The sequence below is a fragment of the Pseudoclavibacter sp. 8L genome, from assembly GCF_902506465.1.
Lineage (GTDB): Bacteria > Actinomycetota > Actinomycetes > Actinomycetales > Microbacteriaceae > Pseudoclavibacter.
Map to the genome: position 1 here is coordinate 223,956 of NZ_LR733185.1, position 20,602 is coordinate 244,557.

The following is a 20,602-nucleotide window of genomic DNA, read 5'->3' on the forward strand; positions in this document are numbered from 1 at the left end:
GGGCAGGCGAGGGCGAGGGCAGGCGAGGGCGAGAGGGTCAGGCGCCGCGGAGCAGCTGGACGGTGCCGACGCGCGCATCCCAGAGCCGAAGCTCGGTGGCCAGTGCGTGCAGCGGCGCCAGCTCGAGTGCGGACACCGCCCGCTCCAGGTCGGCGAGCTTCAGGCGCCGGGCGAGCGTCACGTGCGGCGTCCAGGTCCCTGGCGTCGTGTGCGGCAGGTCGACTGCGATCTCCGCGTCGCCCGCACGCTCATGCAGCTGGGCATGGAACTCGAGCAGGCCAGCGGATGGCACGACGCTGCGGGCCAGGACGGCGCGCGTTCCGGACGTGAACAGCTGCGGCCCGCCGAGCGTGAGGGCGATCGGCAAGCCGCCTACTGCATCCCGGACGGCATCGATGTCGAGCAGGGGCGGCCCGCCAGGACCCGCTTGGCCGGAAGCCGCGTCAGCAGGCGCACTCTCCCCCTCGCCGCGCGCATCATCTGGCGACGGACTGCGAACGAGCAGCGACAGGTGCGGACGGTTGCTGGCCCCGGTGTGCGCGCCCATGCTGGACACGCGCAGCTCCCGCAGCACCCGCCATTCCTCCCGGATCTGCGTCTCGGTAGCGGTGTCGAACAGCAGCTCGAGGCTGACGATGTCACTCACGGCTCACGCTCCAGCACCTCAGAGAGCGCGGAGTGCGCCGGCGACGGCACGCTGCCCTGCGGCGTCGAGCTCGTGGACGGGCCGCGGGAGGTTCACGGTCGGCACGAGGCCGAGCTGGGCGGCGATGGCGGATGCGACCCGGTAGCTGCCGTGCGCGCGGAACAGCTCCCACAGCGGGTCGAGTCGCGCGGAGAGGCTCATCGCGAGTTCCGCCTCCCCGCCGAGGGCGGCTCGTGTGATGGCGAGGCAGGGCTCGGGCAGGACTCCCGCGAGCACCGAGTACCAGACGTCGCAGCCGCCGAGCAGCCCGGCGGCCGCATATGGGTCTCCGCTGATGCCGACGGAGATGGGCGAGCCGACCTCGTCGCGGAGGGCGGTGACGCGGGCGCTCACCTGGGCGACGTCGAGCGATGCCGGCGGGATCTTGATGGATCGCACGAGGTCGAGGCCGGCGATGCGCGCGTGCAGGGTGTCGCTCACGACGATCCCGGTGGTGGTCGGGTTGTCGTAGACGATGATCGGGATGCCCGAGGTGGCGGCCACGTCCTCGTACAACCCGTACACCTCGTCTTCGGTGAGGGGCTGGTAGGAGACGGGAGCGAGCAGGACCGCCGAGGCCCCCGCGTCCTCCGCGGAGCGCAGGTTCTCGAGCACGTCGCGGGTGCGGAGGGCGCCGATGCCGACGATGACGGGAACAGCGCCAGCGTGCTGGACGGTGAGCTTCGCGACGGCTGCCCGTTCGGCGAGGTCGAGGTAGGCGTAGCTGCCGGTCGAGCCGAGGGCGCTGATGGAGTCGACGCCGGCCGACTGGAGCCGTTCGACGAGCGCCGCATAGCTCGCTGCATCGATGCCCGCCGATGTGACGGGCGTGAGGGGGAAGGCGCTGACGCCCTCGAACAGCGAATCAGACATGGGCTCCCCCTTGGGCGTCGGCGTTCGCGGCGGGCCACGCCAGGTTCAGGGCGGCCCATTGCAGGAGGAGCACGGTCTTGGCGTCCTGGATCTCACCGCTGGCGACCATGCGAAGCGCCTCATCGAAGTCGAGCGCGACGGATTCGATCTCCTCGCCCTCCTCCTCGACACCGCCACCACCGGTGACCGGGGTGCCCGCCGACCAGGGGGCCGCGAAGAAGTGGATGCTCTCGGTCACGGAACCCGGGCTCATGAACAGCTCGAAGACGGGCGTCACCTCGCCGACGACAACGCCGAGCTCCTCCTCGGCTTCGCGGCGGATGGCGTCTTCCGGCGAGTCTCCGTCGAGGAGGCCGGCCGCGGTCTCGAGCAGCATGCCGTCGGGGTGCCCGTTGACGTAGACGGGGTAGCGGAACTGGCGGCCGAGCAGCACTTTCCGGCTCTCGAGGTCGTAGAGGAGGATCGTGGCGCCGTTGCCGCGGTCGTAGGTCTCGCGCTGCTGCGTCGCCCACTCGCCGTCGCGTCCGCGGTAGCGGAACGTGGTGCGACGCAGCACGTGCCACCCGTCGGAGGTGACCTCGACGTTCTCGATCTCGACGTTCGGGTTGCCGGTCAGCTCGCGACCAGCCTGGTCGAGCCCGGTGCGGCCACGACTGTCGGGCACGTCGACGCCGAGGTGACCGTGGGTGAGTGCGTGCTCGTGAGACGACATGGCCTAACGATGCTTCATGCGCCCAGCGAGAGCAAGACGGGCGGCGTGGGAACTTCTAGAGCGCGTCGGCGATCGACAGGCGGCCATCCTCGTAGCTCAGCGCGCGGAGGTCGAGAACGTGAGCGTCGACGACGGCACCTTCGAGGTGGTCGCCGACACCGATGATGAATCCGACTCCTGCGGCTCGAGCCGCTTCCACGCCCGCCGGGGCATCCTCGAGCGCGACGCAGTCGGCCGGGTCGAGCCCGAGCAGCTGGGCTCCTCGCCGGTAGGGTTCGGCGTCCGGCTTGCCCTTCGTGACACTCTCGGCGGTCACGAGCGCGGCCGGGACGCGGTGGCCCGCTGCGAGCAGTCTCGCCTCCGCGAGGCCCCGGGTACCGGAGGTGACAACGGCGAAGCTGGCGTCGGGGATGCTCGTCGTGAGGTCGATGGAGCCAGGTATGGCGAGCGTCGCATCCGCTCCCGCGATCTCCGCGGCTTCGAGGGCGGCGAAGGCCCCGGCGAACGAGTCGGGCGACACCAGCTGCGCCACCGTGTCCGCGGCGCGCACGCCGTGCTCGACCTGCGTGCGGAAGTCGTAGCCGGGCGCGTGGGTCTCAGCCCACGAGTCCCAGGCGACCGCGGCGGCTTCGAGCGAGTCGACGAGGACGCCGTCGCAGTCGAACAGGAACCCGGCGACGGGGTGGACGGTGGAGGTCATCTGTGCCCTTTCGAGAGCTGGAGGAAGGGTGGTGCGGGCCGGCAGCGACGCGAGCAGGGCGGGAACGTGTGTTCCCGCCCTGCTCGCGTGCGTTGCGCTGCCTTAGCGGCGGGAGCCTGAACCCGTCGAGGTGGACGCTCCAGCCGAAGCCGTGGCTGAACCGAGCTGCGCCGACTCGTCGATGTCCGCAACCTCGGCGCGCAGCTTCGCGCGGTCGCGGCGACCGAGCACGAGGGTGAGCGTGTAGAGGATGGCGAGTGCGACGAAGAGGCCCACGACGATGGCGATCTGGCCACCGGCGATGGAGAGGCCACCGAGCAGCAGACCGAAGACTCCGTAGTCGGCGTCCGAGAACGTCGAGTTCGCGAGGCCGACCTCGCCGAGCACCGGCAGGAGGAGGAGCGGCAGGAACGAGATCGCGACACCGTTCGCGAAAGCGCCGAGCACAGCGCCACGGCGCCCGCCTGCAGCGTTGCCGATGACACCGGATGCCGCGCCGGTCATGAAGTGCGCGACGACGCCCGGGACGATGATCGTCGTTCCCATGCCGACCATCGCGAGCATCGCGACGATGCCGCCGACGAAGCTCGAGAGGAAGCCGATGAGCACGGCGTTCGGTGCGAAGGTGAAGACGATCGGCACGTCGAGCGCCGGCTTCGCGTTCTTGACGAGCTTCTCGGAGATGCCCTTGAAGGCGGGGACGATCTCGGCCAGCACGACGCGGACACCGGCGAGGATGATGAACACGCCCGCGGAGAACGTCGCGGCCTGCAGGAGCAGGAAGACGATGAAGTTCTGGCCGTCGGACAGCTCGGTCTCGATGTAGTCGGCGCCCGCGAAGAGGCCGACGATGACGTAGATGATCGCCATCGAGATGGCGACGATGACCGTGGTGTCGCGGAGGAAGCCGAGGCCCTTCGGGAAGTTCAGGTCCTCCGTGGACTTGGAGGTTCCCTTGCCGCGGGTTGCGAGGGCCACGAGGCCGCTCAGCGCGATGCCGGTGCCTCCCGTGTGGCCGAGGGCGACGTCATCGGTGCCGGTGACCTTGCGCATGAACGGCTGCACGAGCGCCGGCGAGACGACCATGTAGATGCCCTGGGCGATCGAGCCCCAGAGGATGACGGCCCACGGCTCGAATCCGGCCGCGCCGAAGATGACGGCGAACATCGCCGCGATGTAGAACGCCACGTGACCCGAGAGGTAGACGTACTTGAAGCGCGTCGTCGCGGCCAGGAAGATGTTGACGACCATGCCGAAGAAGAAGATGAGCGCGGCCGCGGCGCCGTAGTCGAGCAGCACCTGCGCGACGATGGCCTCGTTGTTGGGCACGACGCCCTGCACGTCGAAGGCGGCCTGGAACATCACGCCGAACGGGTCGAGGGACCCGACGACGACGCCGGCGCCGGCCGCGAGCACGAGGAAGCCGACGAGCGTGCGGACCGTGCCCTTCAGCACGTCACTGAAGCCCTTGCCCTGGACCGCGAGCCCGATCAGGGCGATGAGCGCGACGATGACGGCGGGCTGGGTGAAGATGTCCAAGAAGACATCGAGTACTGCATCCATCGGATGCTGTCCTTTCGATGGAGCCGAAGACGCGGGAGAGCGCTCCGGAAAGTGGGGAGAAGGAGGGGCCGGCTACGCGGTCGCGATGCCGTTGCGGTTGAGTGCTTCGCCGACTTTGGCGCGCAGCTCGTTCAAGTCGATGATGCTGTCGAGGGCGACGACGTCGCCGAGGTCCTGGGCAGCTTCCGCGATGTCGCGTCCGACGAAGATGGTGTCGGCGTCACCGCGGCTCACGGAGCCGAGGTCGGCGTGGTCGACGGTCACGTCGGTGACGCCGAGCTCCTTGAGGACCTTCTCGATGTTGAGGTGGACCATGAAGCTGCTGCCGAGGCCTGAGCTGCAGACTGCGAGGAATTTCGTCATTGATGTTCTCCTGCGTTCAGGACCGCCATGACTTCGGCGGTCGTTGTCGCAGCGAGCAGGGAGTTGCGGGCTGCGTCGTCGGTGAGGAGCTCTCCGAGCTTGGCCATCGTGGCGAGGTGACTCGATGAGTCGGTCGCCGCGAGGCAGAGGAAGAGCGTTATGGGATGCGCGGGTTCGTCGTTGAGCAGCACCGCGGGGCGGACCCAGAGGGCGGAGAGCCCGGTCTCGAGCACGCCGTGCTCGGGGCGCGAGTGCGCCAGGGCGATGCCGTAGCCGAGGTCGATGTAGGTGCCGCCTGCGGCGATAGACGCGAGCATCGCATCCACGTACTGCCGTGTGATCGCGGCCGATTCGAGGAGGGGTTCGCTGACGAGTTCGATCGCGTCGCGCCACCCTTCGACGTGGTCGGCGAAGCGGATGTTCTCGGGGCTCAGATGGTCGATCATGTTCGGTCAGTCCTCCTGTGAAGGTGCGCCGCTCGAGCGCAGGCTCAGTGAGATCTCGCTGTTCTCCGGCGTGTGCCAGGCCGTGCCTTCTGCCACGGCCCGGCCATCGGCGTCGAACACGGTCGAGGAGATGCCGAGGAGCCGCATCCCGACGGGGATGTCGAGGTTGAGGGCGATCTCGGGAGTTGCCTCCTCGACGGTCACGACGAGGTCGTTGCGGTGCAGGGTCACGCCGTAGCGCTCGTTCAGGTACGCGTACAGGGACGCCTCGGAGAAGTCGGCGGTCTGTGCGTCGGGAAAGCGCTCGTAGGGCAGGTACGTGACGACGTACTGGTGCAGCTGGTCGTTCACGTAGCGCAGGCGGACGAGTTCGACGACGGTTGCGGCGAAGTCGATGCCGAGGAGCTTCGCGATGCTCTCGGAGGCCGGCGCGAGGCCTTGCCGGAGCACACGCGTCTTGACGGTGTGCCCTGCCGAGGTCTGCTGACGGTGGAAGCCGGTGACCTCGTCGGCGAATCGCTCGGGGTAGTGGACGCCGGCCTGCGGTTCGGAGACGAAGGTCCCTCGTCCGTGCTCTCGCGTGAGCCTGCCGTCTTGGACGAGCCCGTCGACAGCGTGCCGGAGCGTGATCCGGCTCACTTCGAACTCCGCGCACAGGGTGGGCTCGGCCGGGAGCCGTTCGCCGATCTCCATCGTCGATACCCGCTCGAGCAGGCTCTTGCGCACCGCCAGGTACTTGCTGGTGCCGGCGTTTGCCTCCATGATCGCCTCCTCGCGCTCATCTGTGCCAACTGCATTCGTTATGTCGTCATGATGACACGAAGCTCGACAGAGCGCAACGCCGAGCACGCACCCCTGATTTTCCGGGCTTCCTGCGGCTTGCTTCCCAAGTCGTTATGACGACATAATCACTCCATGACACTCACCACGGAGCCCTCCCCCGACGCGACCCTCGACAACGACCTCGACGCCGACGTCGTCATCGCCGCGCGACTGCTCTCGCTCGACGCCGTCGAGCAGGCGAAATCCGGCCACCCGGGGGCCGCGATCGCGCTCGCGCCGCTCGCGACGCTGCTCTTCCAGAAGCACATCCGCCACGACCCCAGAGACCCCGAGTGGGCCGGACGCGACCGCTTCGTCCTCTCCTGCGGGCACGCCAGCATCCTCCTCTACACGCAGCTGCACCTGACCGGCTACGACGTCACGCTCGACGACATCCGCGCGTTCCGCACCCTCGACTCCCGCACCCCGGGACACCCCGAATACGGGCACACGGCAGGCGTCGAGACGACCACGGGACCGCTCGGCCAGGGCCTCGGCACGGCCGTCGGCATGGCCATGGGGTTCGCGCACGAGCGCGCGCTCTTCGACGCCGACGCAGACGCTGGCGAGTCGATCTTCGACCGCCGCGTCTGGGTGCTGGCCTCTGACGGCGACCTGCAGGAAGGCATCTCCTACGAAGCCGGTGCACTCGCCGGTCGCCTCGGCCTCGACAACCTCACCGTGGTCTACGACGACAACGACATCCAGATCGAGGGCGACACCCGCCTGACGAGCAGCGAACGGACCGCCGACCGCTTCCGCGCCCAGGGGTGGCACGTCGAGGAGGTCGAGCTCCGGGCCGACGGCGAGGTCGACACAGCCGCAGTGGATGCGCATCTCAGCACCCCCGGCCCCGTCGGGAAGCCGCGCCTCGTGATCGTGAAGTCGCAGATCGCGTTCCCCTCCCCCGGTGCCGTCGGCACCGCTGCCTCGCACGGCGCACCACTTGGTGCCGTCGAGGCATCCGCTCTCCGGGAGGTGCTCGGAGTCACGACGGGGCCATTCGAGATCGCCGACGATGTCCTGCGCACCGCGAGGAAGGCCGTCGACCGCGGCGCCGAGCTGCACGCACGCTGGGACGCGGACGCCGCAGCGTGGCGGGCGGGCAGGCCAGAGCTTGCCGCCGCGCACGCAGCCTTCGCCTCCCGCCACCTGCCCACCGACCTGGACAGCCTGCTGCCCTCGTTCGAGATCGGCACGAGCGTCTCCACTCGAGACGCCTCCGGTGCCGCCATCCAGGCCCTCGCCGCAGCGACTCCTTCGCTCTGGGGCGGCTCGGCGGACCTCGCGGAACCGAACCGCACAGCCATCCACGACGGCGGCTCGTTCCTGCCGCCCTCCACCGAGCTGGGCTCCTACGCCGGGCGCAACATCCACTGGGGAGTCAGGGAGCACGCGATGGCCGCCGCCATGAACGGCATCGCCCTCTCCGGCGGCTGGCGCGTCTTCGCCGGCACGTTCCTGGTCTTCAGCGACTACCAGCGCCCCTCCATCCGCCTGGCCTCGCTCATGGGAGTGCCGGTGACCTACGTGTGGTCCCACGACTCGGTCGCGCTCGGCCAGGACGGGCCGACGCACCAGCCCATCGAGCACCTCGCGAGCCTGCGCGCCATCCCCGGCTTCACGGTCGTGCGCCCCGCAGACGCGAACGAGACCGTGGCCGCCTGGAGCGCCATCGCTCGCAGCGAGCGGCCGAGCGGACTCGTGCTCGGTCGCCAGGGCGTGCCGGTCCTTGACCTGCCGGCCGACGCGGTCCGTGAGGGCGTGCCCCGCGGCGGGTACGTCGTCTCCGACGTCGAATCGCCCGCAGCCGTCGTCATCGCGACGGGCAGCGAGGTGGCGCTCGCCCTCGAGGCCGCGGAACGTCTCGCCGCCGGCGGCGTGCTCGTCCGGGTCGTCTCCATGCCGAGTCGCGAATGGTTCGCGGCCCAGGACGCCGACTACCGCGAGGCCGTCATCCCGAGCCAGCTCACGGCTCGCGTGATCGTCGAGGCTGCGACCTCGTTCGGCTGGCACGACCTCGCCGGCGCGCACGGCGAGATCGTCGGCATCGACGAGTTCGGCCTCTCGGCGCCCGCCGACCAGGCGCTTGCAGCCCGCGGCATGACCGCCGAGCGAGTCGTCGAGGCGGTGCGGGCGACGATCAGCCGCTCTGCGTGAGGCTCCCCGCGTTGCACCGACGAGCCTCGTCGGTGCAACGCGGCGTCATGTAACCCGGCGGTCCCAGGTCACAGGAATAGCTTGCAGGTACAAGCGGTTGTTGTCCTTCGGGTGGCAACGACCACGCCCCACAGACCCCGCGCATCGCGCTTCGAACGGAGACCCATGACCGAGCAGCTGACCGTCCGCAATACGACCTCCGTCCCGATCCTCGACGCCCTCTCCGACCGCTGGAGCCCCCGCGGCTTCGACGCGAACCACGCCATCGCAGATGAAGACCTCACGGCCATCTTCGAGGCGGGGCGCTGGACCCCGTCGGCGAGCAACACGCAGCCCACGACGCTTGTCGCCGGCGTCCGCGGCACGGCGACGTTCGACAAGATCTACGGCACCCTCATGGACTTCAACCTCGCCTGGGCCGACCGGGCGTCCCTGCTGATCGCGGTCACCGTCGAGCACGAACGCGATGGAAAGCCCCTGCGCTGGGCCGAATACGACGCCGGCCAGGTCGCCGCACACCTCTCGATCGAGGCGCAATCGCGCGGCCTCCACACGCACCAGCTGGGCGGCATCCACGTGGATGCCCTCGCCGAAGCCCTGGACCTGCCTGCGGGCCGCACTCCCATCACGGTCATCGCCGTCGGCCAGCACGACGACTCCGACGCCGTGAGCGAGGAGATCCGCGCCCGCGACGCCTCGCCTCGCTCACGCCGCGAGCTCACCGACTTCGCCCAGATCGAGCGCTGAGCGCGACAGATCGCAGCGGGCGACGCCGCATCCCGGCTCGCCCCAGCCGCGTGGCGTATACACGTTGACGGCGGACGTCCCTACCGCCGGTTCCGGGCACCGAGCCCCGGCACCGCAGGACCCAACTTCATGACAGCAGGAGCAGAGGAGCGCACAATGACAGATGTCAGCACCGCCGACCGCGCCAACCGTTTGGCTGAACTTCACCAGGCCCCGGAGATCCTCCGAGTCGTGAACGTGTGGGACGCGATCAGCGCCCAGACGGTTGCGGCCCTCCCGGAGACGCAGGCCATCGCGACCGCGGGCCACTCGATCGCGGCCTCCTACGGCTACCCGGACGGCGGCATGTCGCTCGACATCGCCCTCGCAGGGGCGAAGGTCATCGTGGATGCGGTGGACCTGCCCGTCACGGCAGACCTCGACGACGGCTACGACGACCCGGCGGAGACCATCCGTCGCGCGATCGGCCTCGGCATCGTCGGGGCGAACGTCGAGGACCGCCTGCGGCCGTTCGACGAGTCCGTCGCCCGCGTCGCCGCGATCATCCGCGCCGCTGAGGCCGAGGGCGTCAACTTCCAGCTCAACGCCCGCACCGACGCCATCGCGCGCGGCGGCGAGCGCCCCATCTCGGAGAGCATCGACGACGCCATCGCGCGCGGTCGCGCGTTCCTCGATGCGGGTGCGTCCCTCGTCTTCGTCCCCGGCGCGGTCACCCGCGAGACGGTGGAGCCGCTCGTCGAGGGCCTCGGCGCCGGCAAGCTGTCCGTCATCGGCCTCCCAGGCGCTCTCACCGCCGCCGAGTTCCAGGAGCTGGGCGTCGCCCGCGTCTCCTACGGACCGCTCACGCAGCGGGTCGCCCTGCGCGCGCTGCGCGACCTCGCCATCGACCTGTACGGCAATGGGGTCATCCCGACTGACACCCCGGCCCTCAACTAGGCACGAGCATCCATGCCCCGAACGGGGCGAGACGCAGAGCGGACTTGTGGTCGTCAACCCTCACGGTTGACGACCACAAGTCCGCTCTCGGCGTCTGGGGGGCCGGGGGCCTCGGGGACCCGGCCTCCTCCCCTCCTCCCTCTTCCCTCCCGGCGTGGGACGATGGACGCAATGACTTCCGTCGACGGCACCCCCGCCCCAGCCCCCGCCATCCCAGAGCCCAAGCTGGGCCTCGTGACGCTCCTGCCCGACCCGTACGACGCGGACTCCATGTTCGAGGCGTTCGAGCTGTGGACGACGAGCCGCGGCATCACGATGTACCCGGCGCAGGAGGAAGCCGTCATGGAGCTCGTCTCCGAGGCGCACGTGATCCTCTCGACGCCGACGGGCACGGGCAAGTCGCTGGTCGCGATCGCAGCCCATGCCGCCTGCCTCGCGCAGGGCGGCCGCAGCTACTACACGGCGCCGATCAAGGCGCTCGTGAGCGAGAAGTTCTTCGCCCTCGTCGAGATCTTCGGCGCCGCGAACGTGGGCATGGTCACGGGCGACAGCTCCGTGAACCCGGATGCGCCCATCATCTGCTGCACCGCCGAGATCCTCGCTAACCTCGCCCTGCGCCAAGGCGCCGACGCCGACGTCGACCAGGTCGTCATGGACGAGTTCCACTACTACGGCGACCCCGACCGCGGGTGGGCGTGGCAGCTGCCGCTGCTCATGTTGCCGGACGTGCAGTTCCTGCTCATGTCGGCGACCCTCGGCGACGTCACCGAGATCGTCGAGGACCTCGAGCGGCGTACGCAGCGTGACGTGTCCCTCGTGACGGGCGTCGAGCGCCCAGTGCCGCTCGACTTCTCCTACGTGGTCGCGCCGACGCACGAGACCGTCGAGAAGCTCGTGGAGGAGCGCAAGACGCCCATCTACATCGTGCACTTCTCGCAGGCCGCTGCCATCGAACGCGCGCAGGCGCTGTCGAGCCTGAAGGTCGTCGACCGCGCCGGACGCGATGCCATCGCCGATGCGATCGGCGGCTTCCGCTTCACGACCGCGTTCGGCAAAGTGCTGTCCCGGTATGTGCGCGCCGGCATCGGCGTGCATCACGCCGGCATGCTGCCCCGCTACCGACGCCTCGTCGAGACGCTCGCGCAGAAGGGGCTCCTGCGGGTCATCTGCGGAACCGACACCCTCGGCGTCGGCATCAACGTGCCCATCCGCACGGTGCTCATCACGGCGCTCGCGAAGTTCGACGGGCAGCGGATGCGGCACCTCTCGGCGCGCGAGTTCCACCAGATCGCGGGGCGTGCCGGACGCGCGGGCTACGACACGGCCGGCACGGTCGTCGTCGAGGCGCCCGAGCACGAGATCGAGAACGCCGCAGCCGTGCGCAAGGCCGGAGACGACGAGAAGAAGCGCAAGCGCATCGTCAAGAAGAAGGCGCCGCAGGGCTTCGTCTCATGGGGCGAGAAGTCGTTCGAGAAGCTCGTGTCGGCCGAGCCTGAGCCGCTCACCTCGCACATGCACATCACGGCGTCGATGATCATCAACGTCATCGCTCGCGGGGGAGACGTCTTCGGCAATGCCAAGAGGCTCGTCTACGACAACCACGAGAAACCCGCCCGCCAGCGGGAGCTGGCGTTGCGCGCGATCGGCATCTTCCGCACGCTCGTGACGGCCGGCATCGTCGAGATCGGCCGGCAGGGCCGCATCACGCTCACCGTCGATCTGCAGGCGAACTTCGCCCTCAACCAGCCCCTGTCGCCGTTTGCGCTCGCCGCCATCGAGCTGCTCGACCCGGAGGCCGAGGCTGCCCCCGGCGACCGCGGCTCCGAGGAGAACACGAGCGGCGAGGGTGCCGTCGGCTCCGGCCACTACGCGCTCGACGTGGTCAGCATCATCGAGGCCACCCTCGACGACCCGCGTCCCGTGCTCTCGCAGCAGCAGTTCAAGGCGCGAGGCGAGGCGGTCGCGCAGATGAAGGCCGACGGCATCGAGTACGACGAGCGCATGGAGCGACTCGAGGAGGTCACGCACCCGAAGCCGCTCGAGGGCCTGCTTGCCCAGTCGTTCGAGCTGTTCGCGCAGCACGAGCCGTGGGTGCGCGACTTCGAGCTCTCGCCGAAGTCTGTGGTGCGCGACATGTTCGAGCGGGCCATGAGCTTCGCGGAGTACGTGAACTTCTACCAGCTCATGCGCAGCGAGGGGCTCGTGCTCCGCTACCTGAGCGACGCGTACAAGGCGATCCGCCAGACGGTGCCTGATGAGGCGAAGACCGAGGAGCTGCTCGACATCATCGAGTGGCTCGGCGAGCTCGTTCGGCAGGTCGACTCGAGCCTCATCGACGAATGGGCTTCCCTCGTCGATCCGGAGCAGCAGGCCGCGAGCGACGAACCGGTCGTGCCTCCCGCGCCGCCCAGTGTCGTCGGCAACCGCCGCGCCTTCACGGTGCTCGTGCGCAACGAGATGTTCCGCCGCGTGCAGCTCGCGGCCCTCGAGCGAGACGAGGCGCTCAGCGAGCTCGATCCTGACGTCGACTGGTCGAAGGCCCTCGACGACTACTTCGCCGACCACGACACGATGGGGGTGGATGCGGCGGCCAGGTCACCGAAGCTCCTCACGATCGACGACTCCGAGGGGCGCCAGTCCGGCGGCCTCTGGAGCGGCGTGTGGCGCGTGGAGCAGATCATCGACGACCCGGCGGGCGACCACGACTGGCGCATCCGCGCCGAGGTGGACCTCGCCGAGTCGCACGAGGCGGGCGAGGCCATCGTGCGCGTGACCGAGGTCGCGCGGCTCTAGGCCGCGCGCCGGGCGCTGCCTGCTGGGCGCCGCCTGCCAAGCGCGGCGGCACTCCGGCCACACGCCAGGGGTGTCCTCCGGGACGTTCCGCAGACCTGGGGCTTGTGCACCCGCTTGACCGAGTTCCGGTGCGTGCGCCACAGGTCTGTGCCAGTGCATCTGCAGACCTGGGACTTGCGCAGGCACGTGGCCGGGGCCAGGTGCGTGCGCCACAGGTCTGTGCCCGCGCGTCTGCAGACCTGGGGGTTGTGCACGCGCCCGGCCAAGCTCAGGTGTCTGCGCCACAGGTTTGCGCGGGGGCCTTCCGTAGACCTGGGGGTTGTGCAGGTGCCTGCCCGGGGTCAGGTGCGTGTGCCACAGGTCTGTGCCGGCGCGTCTGCAGACCGGGGGCTTGCGCACGCGCCTGGCTGAGCTCAGGTGCGTGTGCCACAGGTCTGTGCCAGTGCGTCCGCAGGCCTGGGGGTTGCGCACCCGCTTGACCGAGCTCCGGTGCTTGTGCCACAGGTCTGTGCTCGCGCGTCTGCAGGCCTGGGGCTTGCGCAGGCTTCCGGTCTGCGTCAGGTGCCTGTGCCACGGGTCTGTGCCAGTGCGTCCGCAGACCTGGGGGTTGGGCACGCGCCTGGCCAAGCTCAGGTGTCTGCGCCACAGGTTTGCGCTGCAGCCTTCTGCAGACCTGGGGGTTGTGCAGGTGCCTGACCGGGGCCAGGTGCCTGTGCCACAGGTCTGTGCTGCTGCCTTCTGCAGACCTAGGGGTTGTGCAGGTGCCTGACCGGGGCCAGGTGTCTGCGCCACAGGTTTGCGCTGCAGCCTTCTGCAGACCTGGGGGTTGTGCAGGTGCCTGACCGGGGCCAGGTGTCTGCGCCACAGGTTTGCGCTGCAGCCTTCTGCAGACCTGGGGGTTGTGCAGGCGGCTGGCCGGGGCCAGGTGCGTGTGCCACAGGTCTGTGCCAGTGCGTCCGCAGACCTGGTGGTCACGCACCCACAGCTGGGCACGCGGATGCGCGGACCCCTGGTGTGCAGCAGGGCACCGGAGGGCGCACAGGTCCCCGCTCTCGCGGCTCCTCGCTCCCTTCCGCACAGACGCTCCCTTCCGCACAGACGTTCCCTTCCGCACAGACGTTCCCCTCAGCACGAACGCCGAAACCGGATGCTCGCGACTGGCGCGTGCATCCGGTTTCGGCGTTGCTGGTGTCTGTCGGGCTCCGGCTAGCGTCGGTCGGGCTCGTGACTCGTGACGGGGGCCGCGTCCGTGGCCTCCGCAGCGTCTGGCGTGGTGCCCTCGACGCCTGCAGCAGCGGCCTCTGGGCCGCCAGCCGCCGAGCCGACGGTGCTCGGTGCGTCGTCGCCCTTGGCGCGGGTGTAGATGATGCTCGCGATCGTGGCGACGATGAGCACGCCGAAGATGAACGTGAGCGACAGCCAGATCGGGATCTCGGGGATCCAGAGGAGCGGTTCGCCGCCGTTGATGAACGGCAGCTCGTTCTCGTGGAGGGCGTGGAACATGAGCTTCACGCCGATGAAGCCGAGGATGAACGCGAGGCCGAGGTCGAGGAAGACGAGACGCTCGAGGAGTCCGCCGATGAGGAAGTACAGCTGGCGAAGGCCCATGAGCGCGAACGCGTTCGCCATGAAGACGAGGTAGGGCTCCTGCGTGATGCCGAAGATGGCGGGGATGGAGTCGAGCGCGAAGAGCAGGTCGGTGAAGCCGAGGGCCACGATGACCAGGATGAGCGGCGTCCAGACCTTCTTGCCGTTCTCGAGGATCTTCCACTTGTCGCCGTCGTAGTGCTCGCTGGCGGGGATGATCTTGCGCACGAGGCCGACCCACTTGGGCATCTCGGGCTCTTCGTCCTTGAAGGAGTCGATGGCCTGCTTGACGGCCATGTAGAGCAGCCAGGCGGCGAAGATGTAGAAGACGGAGACCCAGGCTTCGAGGATCGCGGCGCCCGCGATGATGAAGGCGAAGCGCATGACGAGCGCGATGGCGATGCCGATGAGCAGCGCCTTCTGCTGCGCGATCTTCGGCACCTTGAAGCTCGTCATGATGATGAGGAAGATGAAGAGGTTGTCGACGGACAGCGCCTTCTCAGTGGTGTAGCCGGCGATGAACTCGCCCGCGTGCTGCCAGTCCCACACGAAGCCGAGCGCGACCATGAAGACGACGGCGAGCGCGATGTAGAAGATCGACCACCAGCCGGCTTCCTTGAGGCTCGGTTCGTGCGGCGTCTTCACGTGCGTGAAGAAGTCGAATACGAAGAAGCCGATGACCACGGCAATGGTCACCGCCCAGATCCAAATGGGAACGTCCACGGGTCCTCCGGAGGGGTGAGTTCGGCGAATCGGCCGAAGGTCTCTTCCGTCGGCAGAAACCGACCGACGCGCCCGGGTGACTGATGACAGTCGCCGTGATGACGAGCGCGCCGCAGGAGGAATACTCCCCTTCAACGAAGCTCATAGTACACCGCGGGAGGGGTGGCACCAGGGGTGGGATCGAAGCTGTGAGCGAAGGCCCGGGTGCAGCTACGGGGTCGGGACGAGCGGGTAGCCGTTCAGGAGGGTGACGACGAGGGCCCCGTCGGCGCCGGGTCGCAGGATGCTGAGAGCGAGGTTGCCGATGTGGGGGGCCTGGACGCCGAGGATCGAGGTGAGCACGAGGCGGATGACGCTGCCGTGGCAGACGATGAGCGAGTCCTCGTCGGGGTGCGCTGCTGCGACTTCCGCGATGGCGGCCAGCGACCGCTCGACGACGACGCCGGTCGGCTCGATGCTCGGGTGGTCGAGTGGACGGCGAGTGCCGTCCGGCATCCAGTACTTCTGCCCCTCGAGCTCCCCGAAGCTGCGCTCGATGATGCCGGGCAGCAGCGTGGGGGCTCCGAGGCCCGTGCCCTGGCCGATGATCTCGGCCGTGGTTCGCGCACGCGACAGCGGGGAGCTGTAGAGGTGGCTCCAGCCCTGGCCGACGAGCAGCCCGGCAGCGTCGTTCGCCTGGTCGAGGCCCCGGGAGTTCAGCGGGATGTCGGTGGCTCCTTGCAGGAGTCCGGTCGCGTTCCAGTCGGTTTCGCCGTGGCGGATGAGGCCGATGCGCATAGTGCTCCATTCGAGAATTCCGCCCGCTGCCTGTTCAGGATTCTGCCGTTGGCTGAGGGGCGAACTCCCATGGTGTCAGAGCGCTGACTACGCTTGGCACATGGCTGAACGCACTCCCTGGTCACTGTCCGGCGCTCTGCGCGGCATGTTCGGCAGGCAGAAGATCGATGAGACGACGTGGGACGACCTCGAGGAGGCGCTGATCACGGCCGATTTCGGGCCCGACATCACCGACGAGATCGTCGAGCAGCTGCGCGACCAGGTCGCTCGGTTCCACACGGAGGACCCCAAGGACCTGAAGCGGATGCTCCGCGAGCTCATCGAGGAGCGCCTGTCGAAGTTCGACACGACGCTGAACCTCCGGGAGCGTCCTGCGGTGACGCTCGTGGTCGGGGTGAACGGCGTCGGCAAGACGACGACGATCGGCAAGTTCGCCAACTTCCTCCGCATCAACGGCCGCACGGTGGTCGTCGCGGCGGCCGACACGTTCCGCGCGGCCGCCGTGGACCAGCTCGCGACGTGGGCGCAGCGCGCCGGCGCGGGCATCGTGCGCCCGCAGCAGCACGGCCAGGATCCGGCCTCCGTCGCCTACCAGGCGGTGGAGATCGCCATGCGCGAGGGACTCGAGATGGTGGTCATCGACACGGCTGGCCGCCTGCAGACGAAGAGCGGCCTCATGGACGAGCTGTCGAAGATCCGCCGCGTGGTCGAGAAGCTCGCCCCCATCTCCGAGGTGCTGCTCGTCCTGGACGCGACGACGGGGCAGAACGGTGTCGCGCAGGCCGAGGCCTTCATCCAGCACGCTGGCGTGACGGGCCTCGTTGTGACGAAGCTCGACGGCTCCGCCAAGGGCGGCTTCGTGCTGGCCGTGCAGGAGCGCACGGGCCTGCCCATCAAGCTCATCGGCCAGGGTGAGGGCATCAACGACCTCGCCGGCTTCACTCCGCACGTGTTCGCGGAGAAGCTCGTCGGCTGACCGCTGCTGATCGATGAGGGGAGGGAGTCTGGTGGACTCCCTTCGCGGAGGAGAAGGAGGAGGCTGCTGTGGAACCTGACGGAGTGATCGCTGTCCTCTCGTCCGCACTCGCGGTGGCCCTCGCGGGAGCCGGCGGAGTCCTGCTCGGAGTCGGCGGGGTGCCGGTCCGGTCGTGGCCGGTGACGGTGCTCGCGATGGTGAGCATGCTCGGCGGGGTGCTGCTGATCTTGTCCGACCTGGTTTCGCCGCCGTGGATCGGCCTGGTCTTCGCGCTGGTCGTCGTCGTCGCGAACGCGGTGACAAGCGCGCTCCGGTGGAGGAGGCTCCCGCAGCTGAGCGGGGCCCGGCTGCCTGAGCTGTTCCGGCTTGTCCTGCTGCGCCCGGACATCCTGCGGCGGATGGGCGCGGATGCGGTGCAGCTGGAGGACGAGCGGCTCCGCAGGCAGGGCGGTCGCGGCGCCGACCCCGACGCTCGGCGGCAGCGGGGTCCGAGGCGCTAGCGCGGGTCCGCTTGCGCGCCGCGCTGCGCCTCACCGAGAGCTCGGCGGCACAGACGCTCACCGGCTTGTCGGCCCTTGGGAGTACGCTTCAGGCCACGTGCCGAGGAGGTCGCTCATGATGACGGATGGGCTGTTCGTGTTCCTTGCCTACGCGCTCGCGGTGGTGCTCGCGGGCGGCGGCGGCGTGTTCCTCGCGCTCGGGACGGTGCCCGTGACCTCGTGGCCGGTGAAGGCCTTCGCTATGGCGAGTCTCATCGGTGCTGGGCTGCTGGTGTCCTTCGCCTTCCCGTCGCTCACCTGGATAAGCGCCATCTACGTCGTCGTCGCGGTCGCCGCCAACGCCGTCGCCAGCGCGCTGCGGTGGAAGAGCCTCCCAGTGTTCCGCGACGAGCCCCTGCCGGAGATGCTGCGCTTCGAGCTGCTGCGGCCGTCGATCCTGCGCCGCATGGCAGCTGATGCAGAGCGGGACTCGGACGGTGCGGGCCATCCAGAAGATGTCCGAAGCGTGTAGCGCGCTCGGTTTTCCCATGCCGCGAGACAAATCCTCGAATTCTCGGGATCGCGGAAGGAATGGCGGCCGGGACGGGTTGCCTGCCTCGTGACCCGCCAGCAACGCCAGATCCTCGTCATCGCGATCCTCTCGTCCTTCGTCGCCTTTCTCGACGGGTCGGTGACGAACGTCGCGCTGCCCGCGATGGTCTCGGAGCTCGGCGGCGGCCTCGGCACGCAGCAGTGGATCGTGGACGCGTACCTCATCACCCTCGGCTCGCTCATCCTGCTCGCGGGTTCCCTGTCCGACGTGTTCGGGCGCATCTCGGTTCTGCGGTTCGGGCTCATCGGCTTCGGGGTGACGAGCGTCGCCATCGCGCTGTCGCCGACTCCCGAGTTCGTCATCGTCGCGCGGGCGCTGCAGGGGGTCGCGGGGGCGCTGCTCGTTCCGAGTTCGCTGGCGCTCATCATCTCGGCATTCCGGGACGCGGCCCAGGCGAAGGCGATCGGCACCTGGACGGCGTGGACGGGTGCGGCATTCCTCGCCGGCCCGTTCCTGGGTGGCCTCGCCGCCGACTACCTGACGTGGCGGCTCGTGTTCGGCATCAACGTCATCCCGATCCTCGTGACGCTGTGGATGCTCACCCGCCTCGGCGCCGGCTTCGATGCGCCTTCGGGTGGCCGCATCGACGTGCTCGGCGCGGTCCTCGGGTTCCTGGGCCTCGGCGGGCCGGTGTTCGCGCTCATCGAGCAGGGCAACTACGGGTGGGGGAGTCCCGTCGTGCTCCTGCCGCTGGTCCTCGGTCTGCTGAGCTTCGCGGCGTTCCTCGTCTGGCAGGCTCGCGCGCCCCATCCGATGCTGCCGCTCGGGCTGTTCCGCATCCGCAACTTCTGGGCCGGCAACATCGCCACGGTCTTCGTCTACGCGGCGCTGTCGCTCGGCGGGTTCGTGCTCGCCATCTTCCTGCAGCAGGTCGCTGGGTTCAGCGCGACCTTCGCGGCGCTGGCGACGCTGCCGACCTCGATCGCGAACGTTGCCCTCTCGTCGTGGTTCGGTTCGCTGAGCGGGCGCTTCGGGCCGCGCCTCTTCATGACGGTCGGGCCGATCCTGGCGGGTGTCGGCACCCTCCTGTACTCGGGGCTTGGCGCCGAGGTGAACTACTGGACTCAGGTGCTGCCTGGCGTGCTCGTCTTCTCCGTCGGCCTCTCGATGACGGTTGCACCGCTCACGTCCGCCATCCTCGGCTCCGTGCCGACGACGCAGTCGGGCATCGGCTCGGCGACGAACAACGCCATCTCCCGCGTGGCCGGGCTCGTCGCGATCGCCATGATCGGCGTCATCGCCGGGGGCACGATCGACGTGGACAGCTTCCAGCCGCTCATGTTCGTCACGGCGGGCCTGCTGTTCGCCGGCGCGCTCAGCTCGTGGCTCGGCGTGCGCAACCCGAAGACGGAGCCTGCGCCCGCGGCGAGCTGATCGTGCCCCGGCGCGGAGCGGGTCAGGATGCGTCGAGCGTGAACTCCAAGAGGGTGTCGTCACCGTCGCGCGGTGATCCGCGCCCGTCGGTATTGTTCGTGAGCACGAGCAGGCTCCCGGAGGAGGTCACGACGGCGTCGCGGAGCCGGCCGAACTCGTCGACGTAGAGCGCTTCGTCGCTCGCCTCCGACGCCTCCGGAATGGCGATCTTCCAGAGCCGCTCGCCGCCCAGTCCCGCCATGAAGAGGGTGTCGCGCGAGTAGGCGAGGCCGCTCGGGCTTGCCTCGTTCGTCGACCACTGCAGCACGGGGTTCACGAACGTGGCGTCGTCGCCCTGCCCCTCGACGATGGGCCAGCCGTAGTTGCCGCCCGCCGTGATCTTGTTCAGCTCATCCCAGGTGTTCTGCCCGAACTCGCTCGCCCACAGCACCCCGGAGTCATCGAACGCGAGGCCCTGCGGGTTGCGGTGACCCATCGAGTAGACGCGGTTGCCGAAGGGGTTGTCGGCGACGGGGGAGCCATCGAGCTCCATGCGCAGGATCTTGCCGTTGAGCGAGTTCTGGTCCTGCGCCAGCTCGGTCTGGGATGCGTCGCCGGTCGCCGCGTACAGGTAGCCGTCCGGCCCGATAGCCAACCTGCCCCCGTTGTGGTTGCCGGCTTTCGCGATGCCCTCCACGACGACCTCCGGGCTGCCGACGCCGACGCCGCCTTCCCAGGTGAGGGGGAAGCGCACGATGCGGTTGTCCGAGGCTGCCGTGTAGAACGCGTAGAGCCACTGCGCCTCGTCGTCGCTCGTGCCTGCGAGGGCGAGGCCGAGCAGGCCGCCCTCGCCTCCGGCCTCGACGTCGGCGATGGTCGTGACGACGCGGTTGGGGTTCGAGCCGTCGGCGGACACCTCGAGGATCTGCCCGGTGTCGCGCTCGCTCACGAGGAAGTCGCCCGTCTCGAGTTCGACGACCGACCAGGGCGCCTGGAGCCCGGTCGTGACCACTCGGGGGTCGCCGACTGGGGCGACGGGGCCGGCCTCTTCGCCGGCCGCCTCGGGTGTCGTGGGCGACTGGGTCGTGGATGCTGGCGGCGGGCTCGCCGACGCGCTCGGCTCGGCTTGCTCAGGCGTCGGCGCGCATCCGGCGAGCGTCAGCGCGGCGACGGCGGCGAGGGCGAGCAGGGGAGCGGTGCGCTTGGTCATGACGGTGGCCAATCGGTCGACGAGGGATGCCACCAGTCAAGCCGAGCAGCCTGTGCTGGCGCTCCGTGCCCGTTGAGCCCCGGT

19 protein-coding genes are annotated in these 20,602 nt (G+C 69.3%); 8 read left to right on the forward strand and 11 right to left on the reverse strand.

Annotation, left to right across the window (positions count from 1 at the left end; translation table 11 throughout):
• Positions 1–37 precede the first annotated feature (37 nt).
• The 8 genes from GV007_RS01000 to GV007_RS01035 form a co-directional block, all read right to left on the reverse strand.
• The gene (locus tag GV007_RS01000; RefSeq protein ID WP_236558228.1) at positions 38–646 is read right to left on the reverse strand and encodes a 2'-5' RNA ligase family protein; all 609 of its coding nucleotides are present in this window, start codon (positions 644–646) and stop codon (positions 38–40) included.
• Positions 647–664: 18 nt separating this feature from the next.
• Positions 665–1,558 (reverse strand): dihydrodipicolinate synthase family protein, encoded by an 894-nt coding sequence (locus GV007_RS01005; RefSeq protein ID WP_228503033.1) that lies wholly within the window; start codon positions 1,556–1,558, stop codon positions 665–667.
• Positions 1,551–2,270, reverse strand: a complete 720-nt coding sequence (locus GV007_RS01010; RefSeq protein WP_160070620.1) for an NUDIX domain-containing protein — start codon at positions 2,268–2,270, stop codon at positions 1,551–1,553. The genes GV007_RS01005 and GV007_RS01010 overlap by 8 nt, the downstream gene beginning before the upstream one ends.
• A gap of 55 nt (positions 2,271–2,325) precedes the next feature.
• Positions 2,326–2,970 (reverse strand): HAD-IA family hydrolase, encoded by a 645-nt coding sequence (locus tag GV007_RS01015; RefSeq protein WP_160070621.1) that lies wholly within the window; start codon positions 2,968–2,970, stop codon positions 2,326–2,328.
• Between the two features lie 102 nt (positions 2,971–3,072).
• Positions 3,073–4,533: a PTS ascorbate transporter subunit IIC gene (locus GV007_RS01020; protein WP_160070622.1), complete on the reverse strand. Its 1,461-nt coding sequence runs from the start codon at positions 4,531–4,533 to the stop codon at positions 3,073–3,075.
• Positions 4,534–4,605: 72 nt separating this feature from the next.
• Positions 4,606–4,896, reverse strand: coding sequence for a PTS sugar transporter subunit IIB (locus tag GV007_RS01025; RefSeq protein ID WP_160070623.1), 291 nt, complete (start codon positions 4,894–4,896; stop codon positions 4,606–4,608).
• The gene (locus tag GV007_RS01030; RefSeq protein ID WP_160070624.1) at positions 4,893–5,342 is read right to left on the reverse strand and encodes a PTS sugar transporter subunit IIA; all 450 of its coding nucleotides are present in this window, start codon (positions 5,340–5,342) and stop codon (positions 4,893–4,895) included. The genes GV007_RS01025 and GV007_RS01030 overlap by 4 nt, the downstream gene beginning before the upstream one ends.
• Before the next feature lie 6 nt (positions 5,343–5,348).
• Positions 5,349–6,104, reverse strand: coding sequence for a GntR family transcriptional regulator (locus GV007_RS01035; protein WP_160070625.1), 756 nt, complete (start codon positions 6,102–6,104; stop codon positions 5,349–5,351).
• Between the two features lie 153 nt (positions 6,105–6,257).
• Here GV007_RS01035 and tkt point away from each other — a divergent pair, with 153 nt between their 5' ends.
• The 4 genes from tkt (at position 6,258) to GV007_RS01055 (ending at position 12,800) form a co-directional block, all read left to right on the forward strand.
• Positions 6,258–8,324: a transketolase gene (gene tkt, locus GV007_RS01040; RefSeq protein ID WP_160070626.1), complete on the forward strand. Its 2,067-nt coding sequence runs from the start codon at positions 6,258–6,260 to the stop codon at positions 8,322–8,324.
• 165 nt (positions 8,325–8,489) lie between these two features.
• Positions 8,490–9,071: a nitroreductase family protein gene (locus GV007_RS01045; protein WP_160070627.1), complete on the forward strand. Its 582-nt coding sequence runs from the start codon at positions 8,490–8,492 to the stop codon at positions 9,069–9,071.
• A 156-nt stretch (positions 9,072–9,227) separates the two neighbouring features.
• Positions 9,228–10,007: an isocitrate lyase/PEP mutase family protein gene (locus GV007_RS01050; RefSeq protein WP_160070628.1), complete on the forward strand. Its 780-nt coding sequence runs from the start codon at positions 9,228–9,230 to the stop codon at positions 10,005–10,007.
• Between the two features lie 171 nt (positions 10,008–10,178).
• Positions 10,179–12,800, forward strand: a complete 2,622-nt coding sequence (locus GV007_RS01055) for a DEAD/DEAH box helicase (RefSeq protein WP_160070629.1) — start codon at positions 10,179–10,181, stop codon at positions 12,798–12,800.
• Between the two features lie 1,206 nt (positions 12,801–14,006).
• Here the strand turns inward: GV007_RS01055 and GV007_RS01060 are convergent.
• Positions 14,007–15,110, reverse strand: a complete 1,104-nt coding sequence (locus GV007_RS01060; protein ID WP_160070630.1) for a TerC/Alx family metal homeostasis membrane protein — start codon at positions 15,108–15,110, stop codon at positions 14,007–14,009.
• A 210-nt stretch (positions 15,111–15,320) separates the two neighbouring features.
• Positions 15,321–15,887, reverse strand: coding sequence for a histidine phosphatase family protein (locus GV007_RS01065; RefSeq protein ID WP_160070631.1), 567 nt, complete (start codon positions 15,885–15,887; stop codon positions 15,321–15,323).
• A 100-nt stretch (positions 15,888–15,987) separates the two neighbouring features.
• Here GV007_RS01065 and ftsY point away from each other — a divergent pair, with 100 nt between their 5' ends.
• The 4 genes from ftsY to GV007_RS01085 all read left to right on the forward strand — a co-directional run bounded on the left by ftsY (position 15,988) and on the right by GV007_RS01085 (position 19,329).
• Positions 15,988–16,863 carry a signal recognition particle-docking protein FtsY gene (ftsY, locus tag GV007_RS01070; RefSeq protein WP_104332234.1) on the forward strand — a complete coding sequence of 292 codons (876 nt, stop codon included), beginning with the start codon at positions 15,988–15,990 and terminating at the stop codon, positions 16,861–16,863.
• Positions 16,864–16,931: 68 nt separating this feature from the next.
• Positions 16,932–17,363: a hypothetical protein gene (locus GV007_RS01075; protein WP_160070632.1), complete on the forward strand. Its 432-nt coding sequence runs from the start codon at positions 16,932–16,934 to the stop codon at positions 17,361–17,363.
• 115 nt (positions 17,364–17,478) lie between these two features.
• Entirely contained in the window at positions 17,479–17,874 is a 396-nt protein-coding gene (locus GV007_RS01080; RefSeq protein WP_160070633.1) for a hypothetical protein, read from the forward strand.
• A gap of 87 nt (positions 17,875–17,961) precedes the next feature.
• Positions 17,962–19,329, forward strand: coding sequence for an MFS transporter (locus GV007_RS01085; protein WP_160070634.1), 1,368 nt, complete (start codon positions 17,962–17,964; stop codon positions 19,327–19,329).
• A 22-nt stretch (positions 19,330–19,351) separates the two neighbouring features.
• Here the strand turns inward: GV007_RS01085 and GV007_RS01090 are convergent, their stop codons facing one another.
• The gene (locus GV007_RS01090; RefSeq protein ID WP_160071521.1) at positions 19,352–20,518 is read right to left on the reverse strand and encodes a PQQ-dependent sugar dehydrogenase; all 1,167 of its coding nucleotides are present in this window, start codon (positions 20,516–20,518) and stop codon (positions 19,352–19,354) included.
• Positions 20,519–20,602 lie beyond the last annotated feature (84 nt).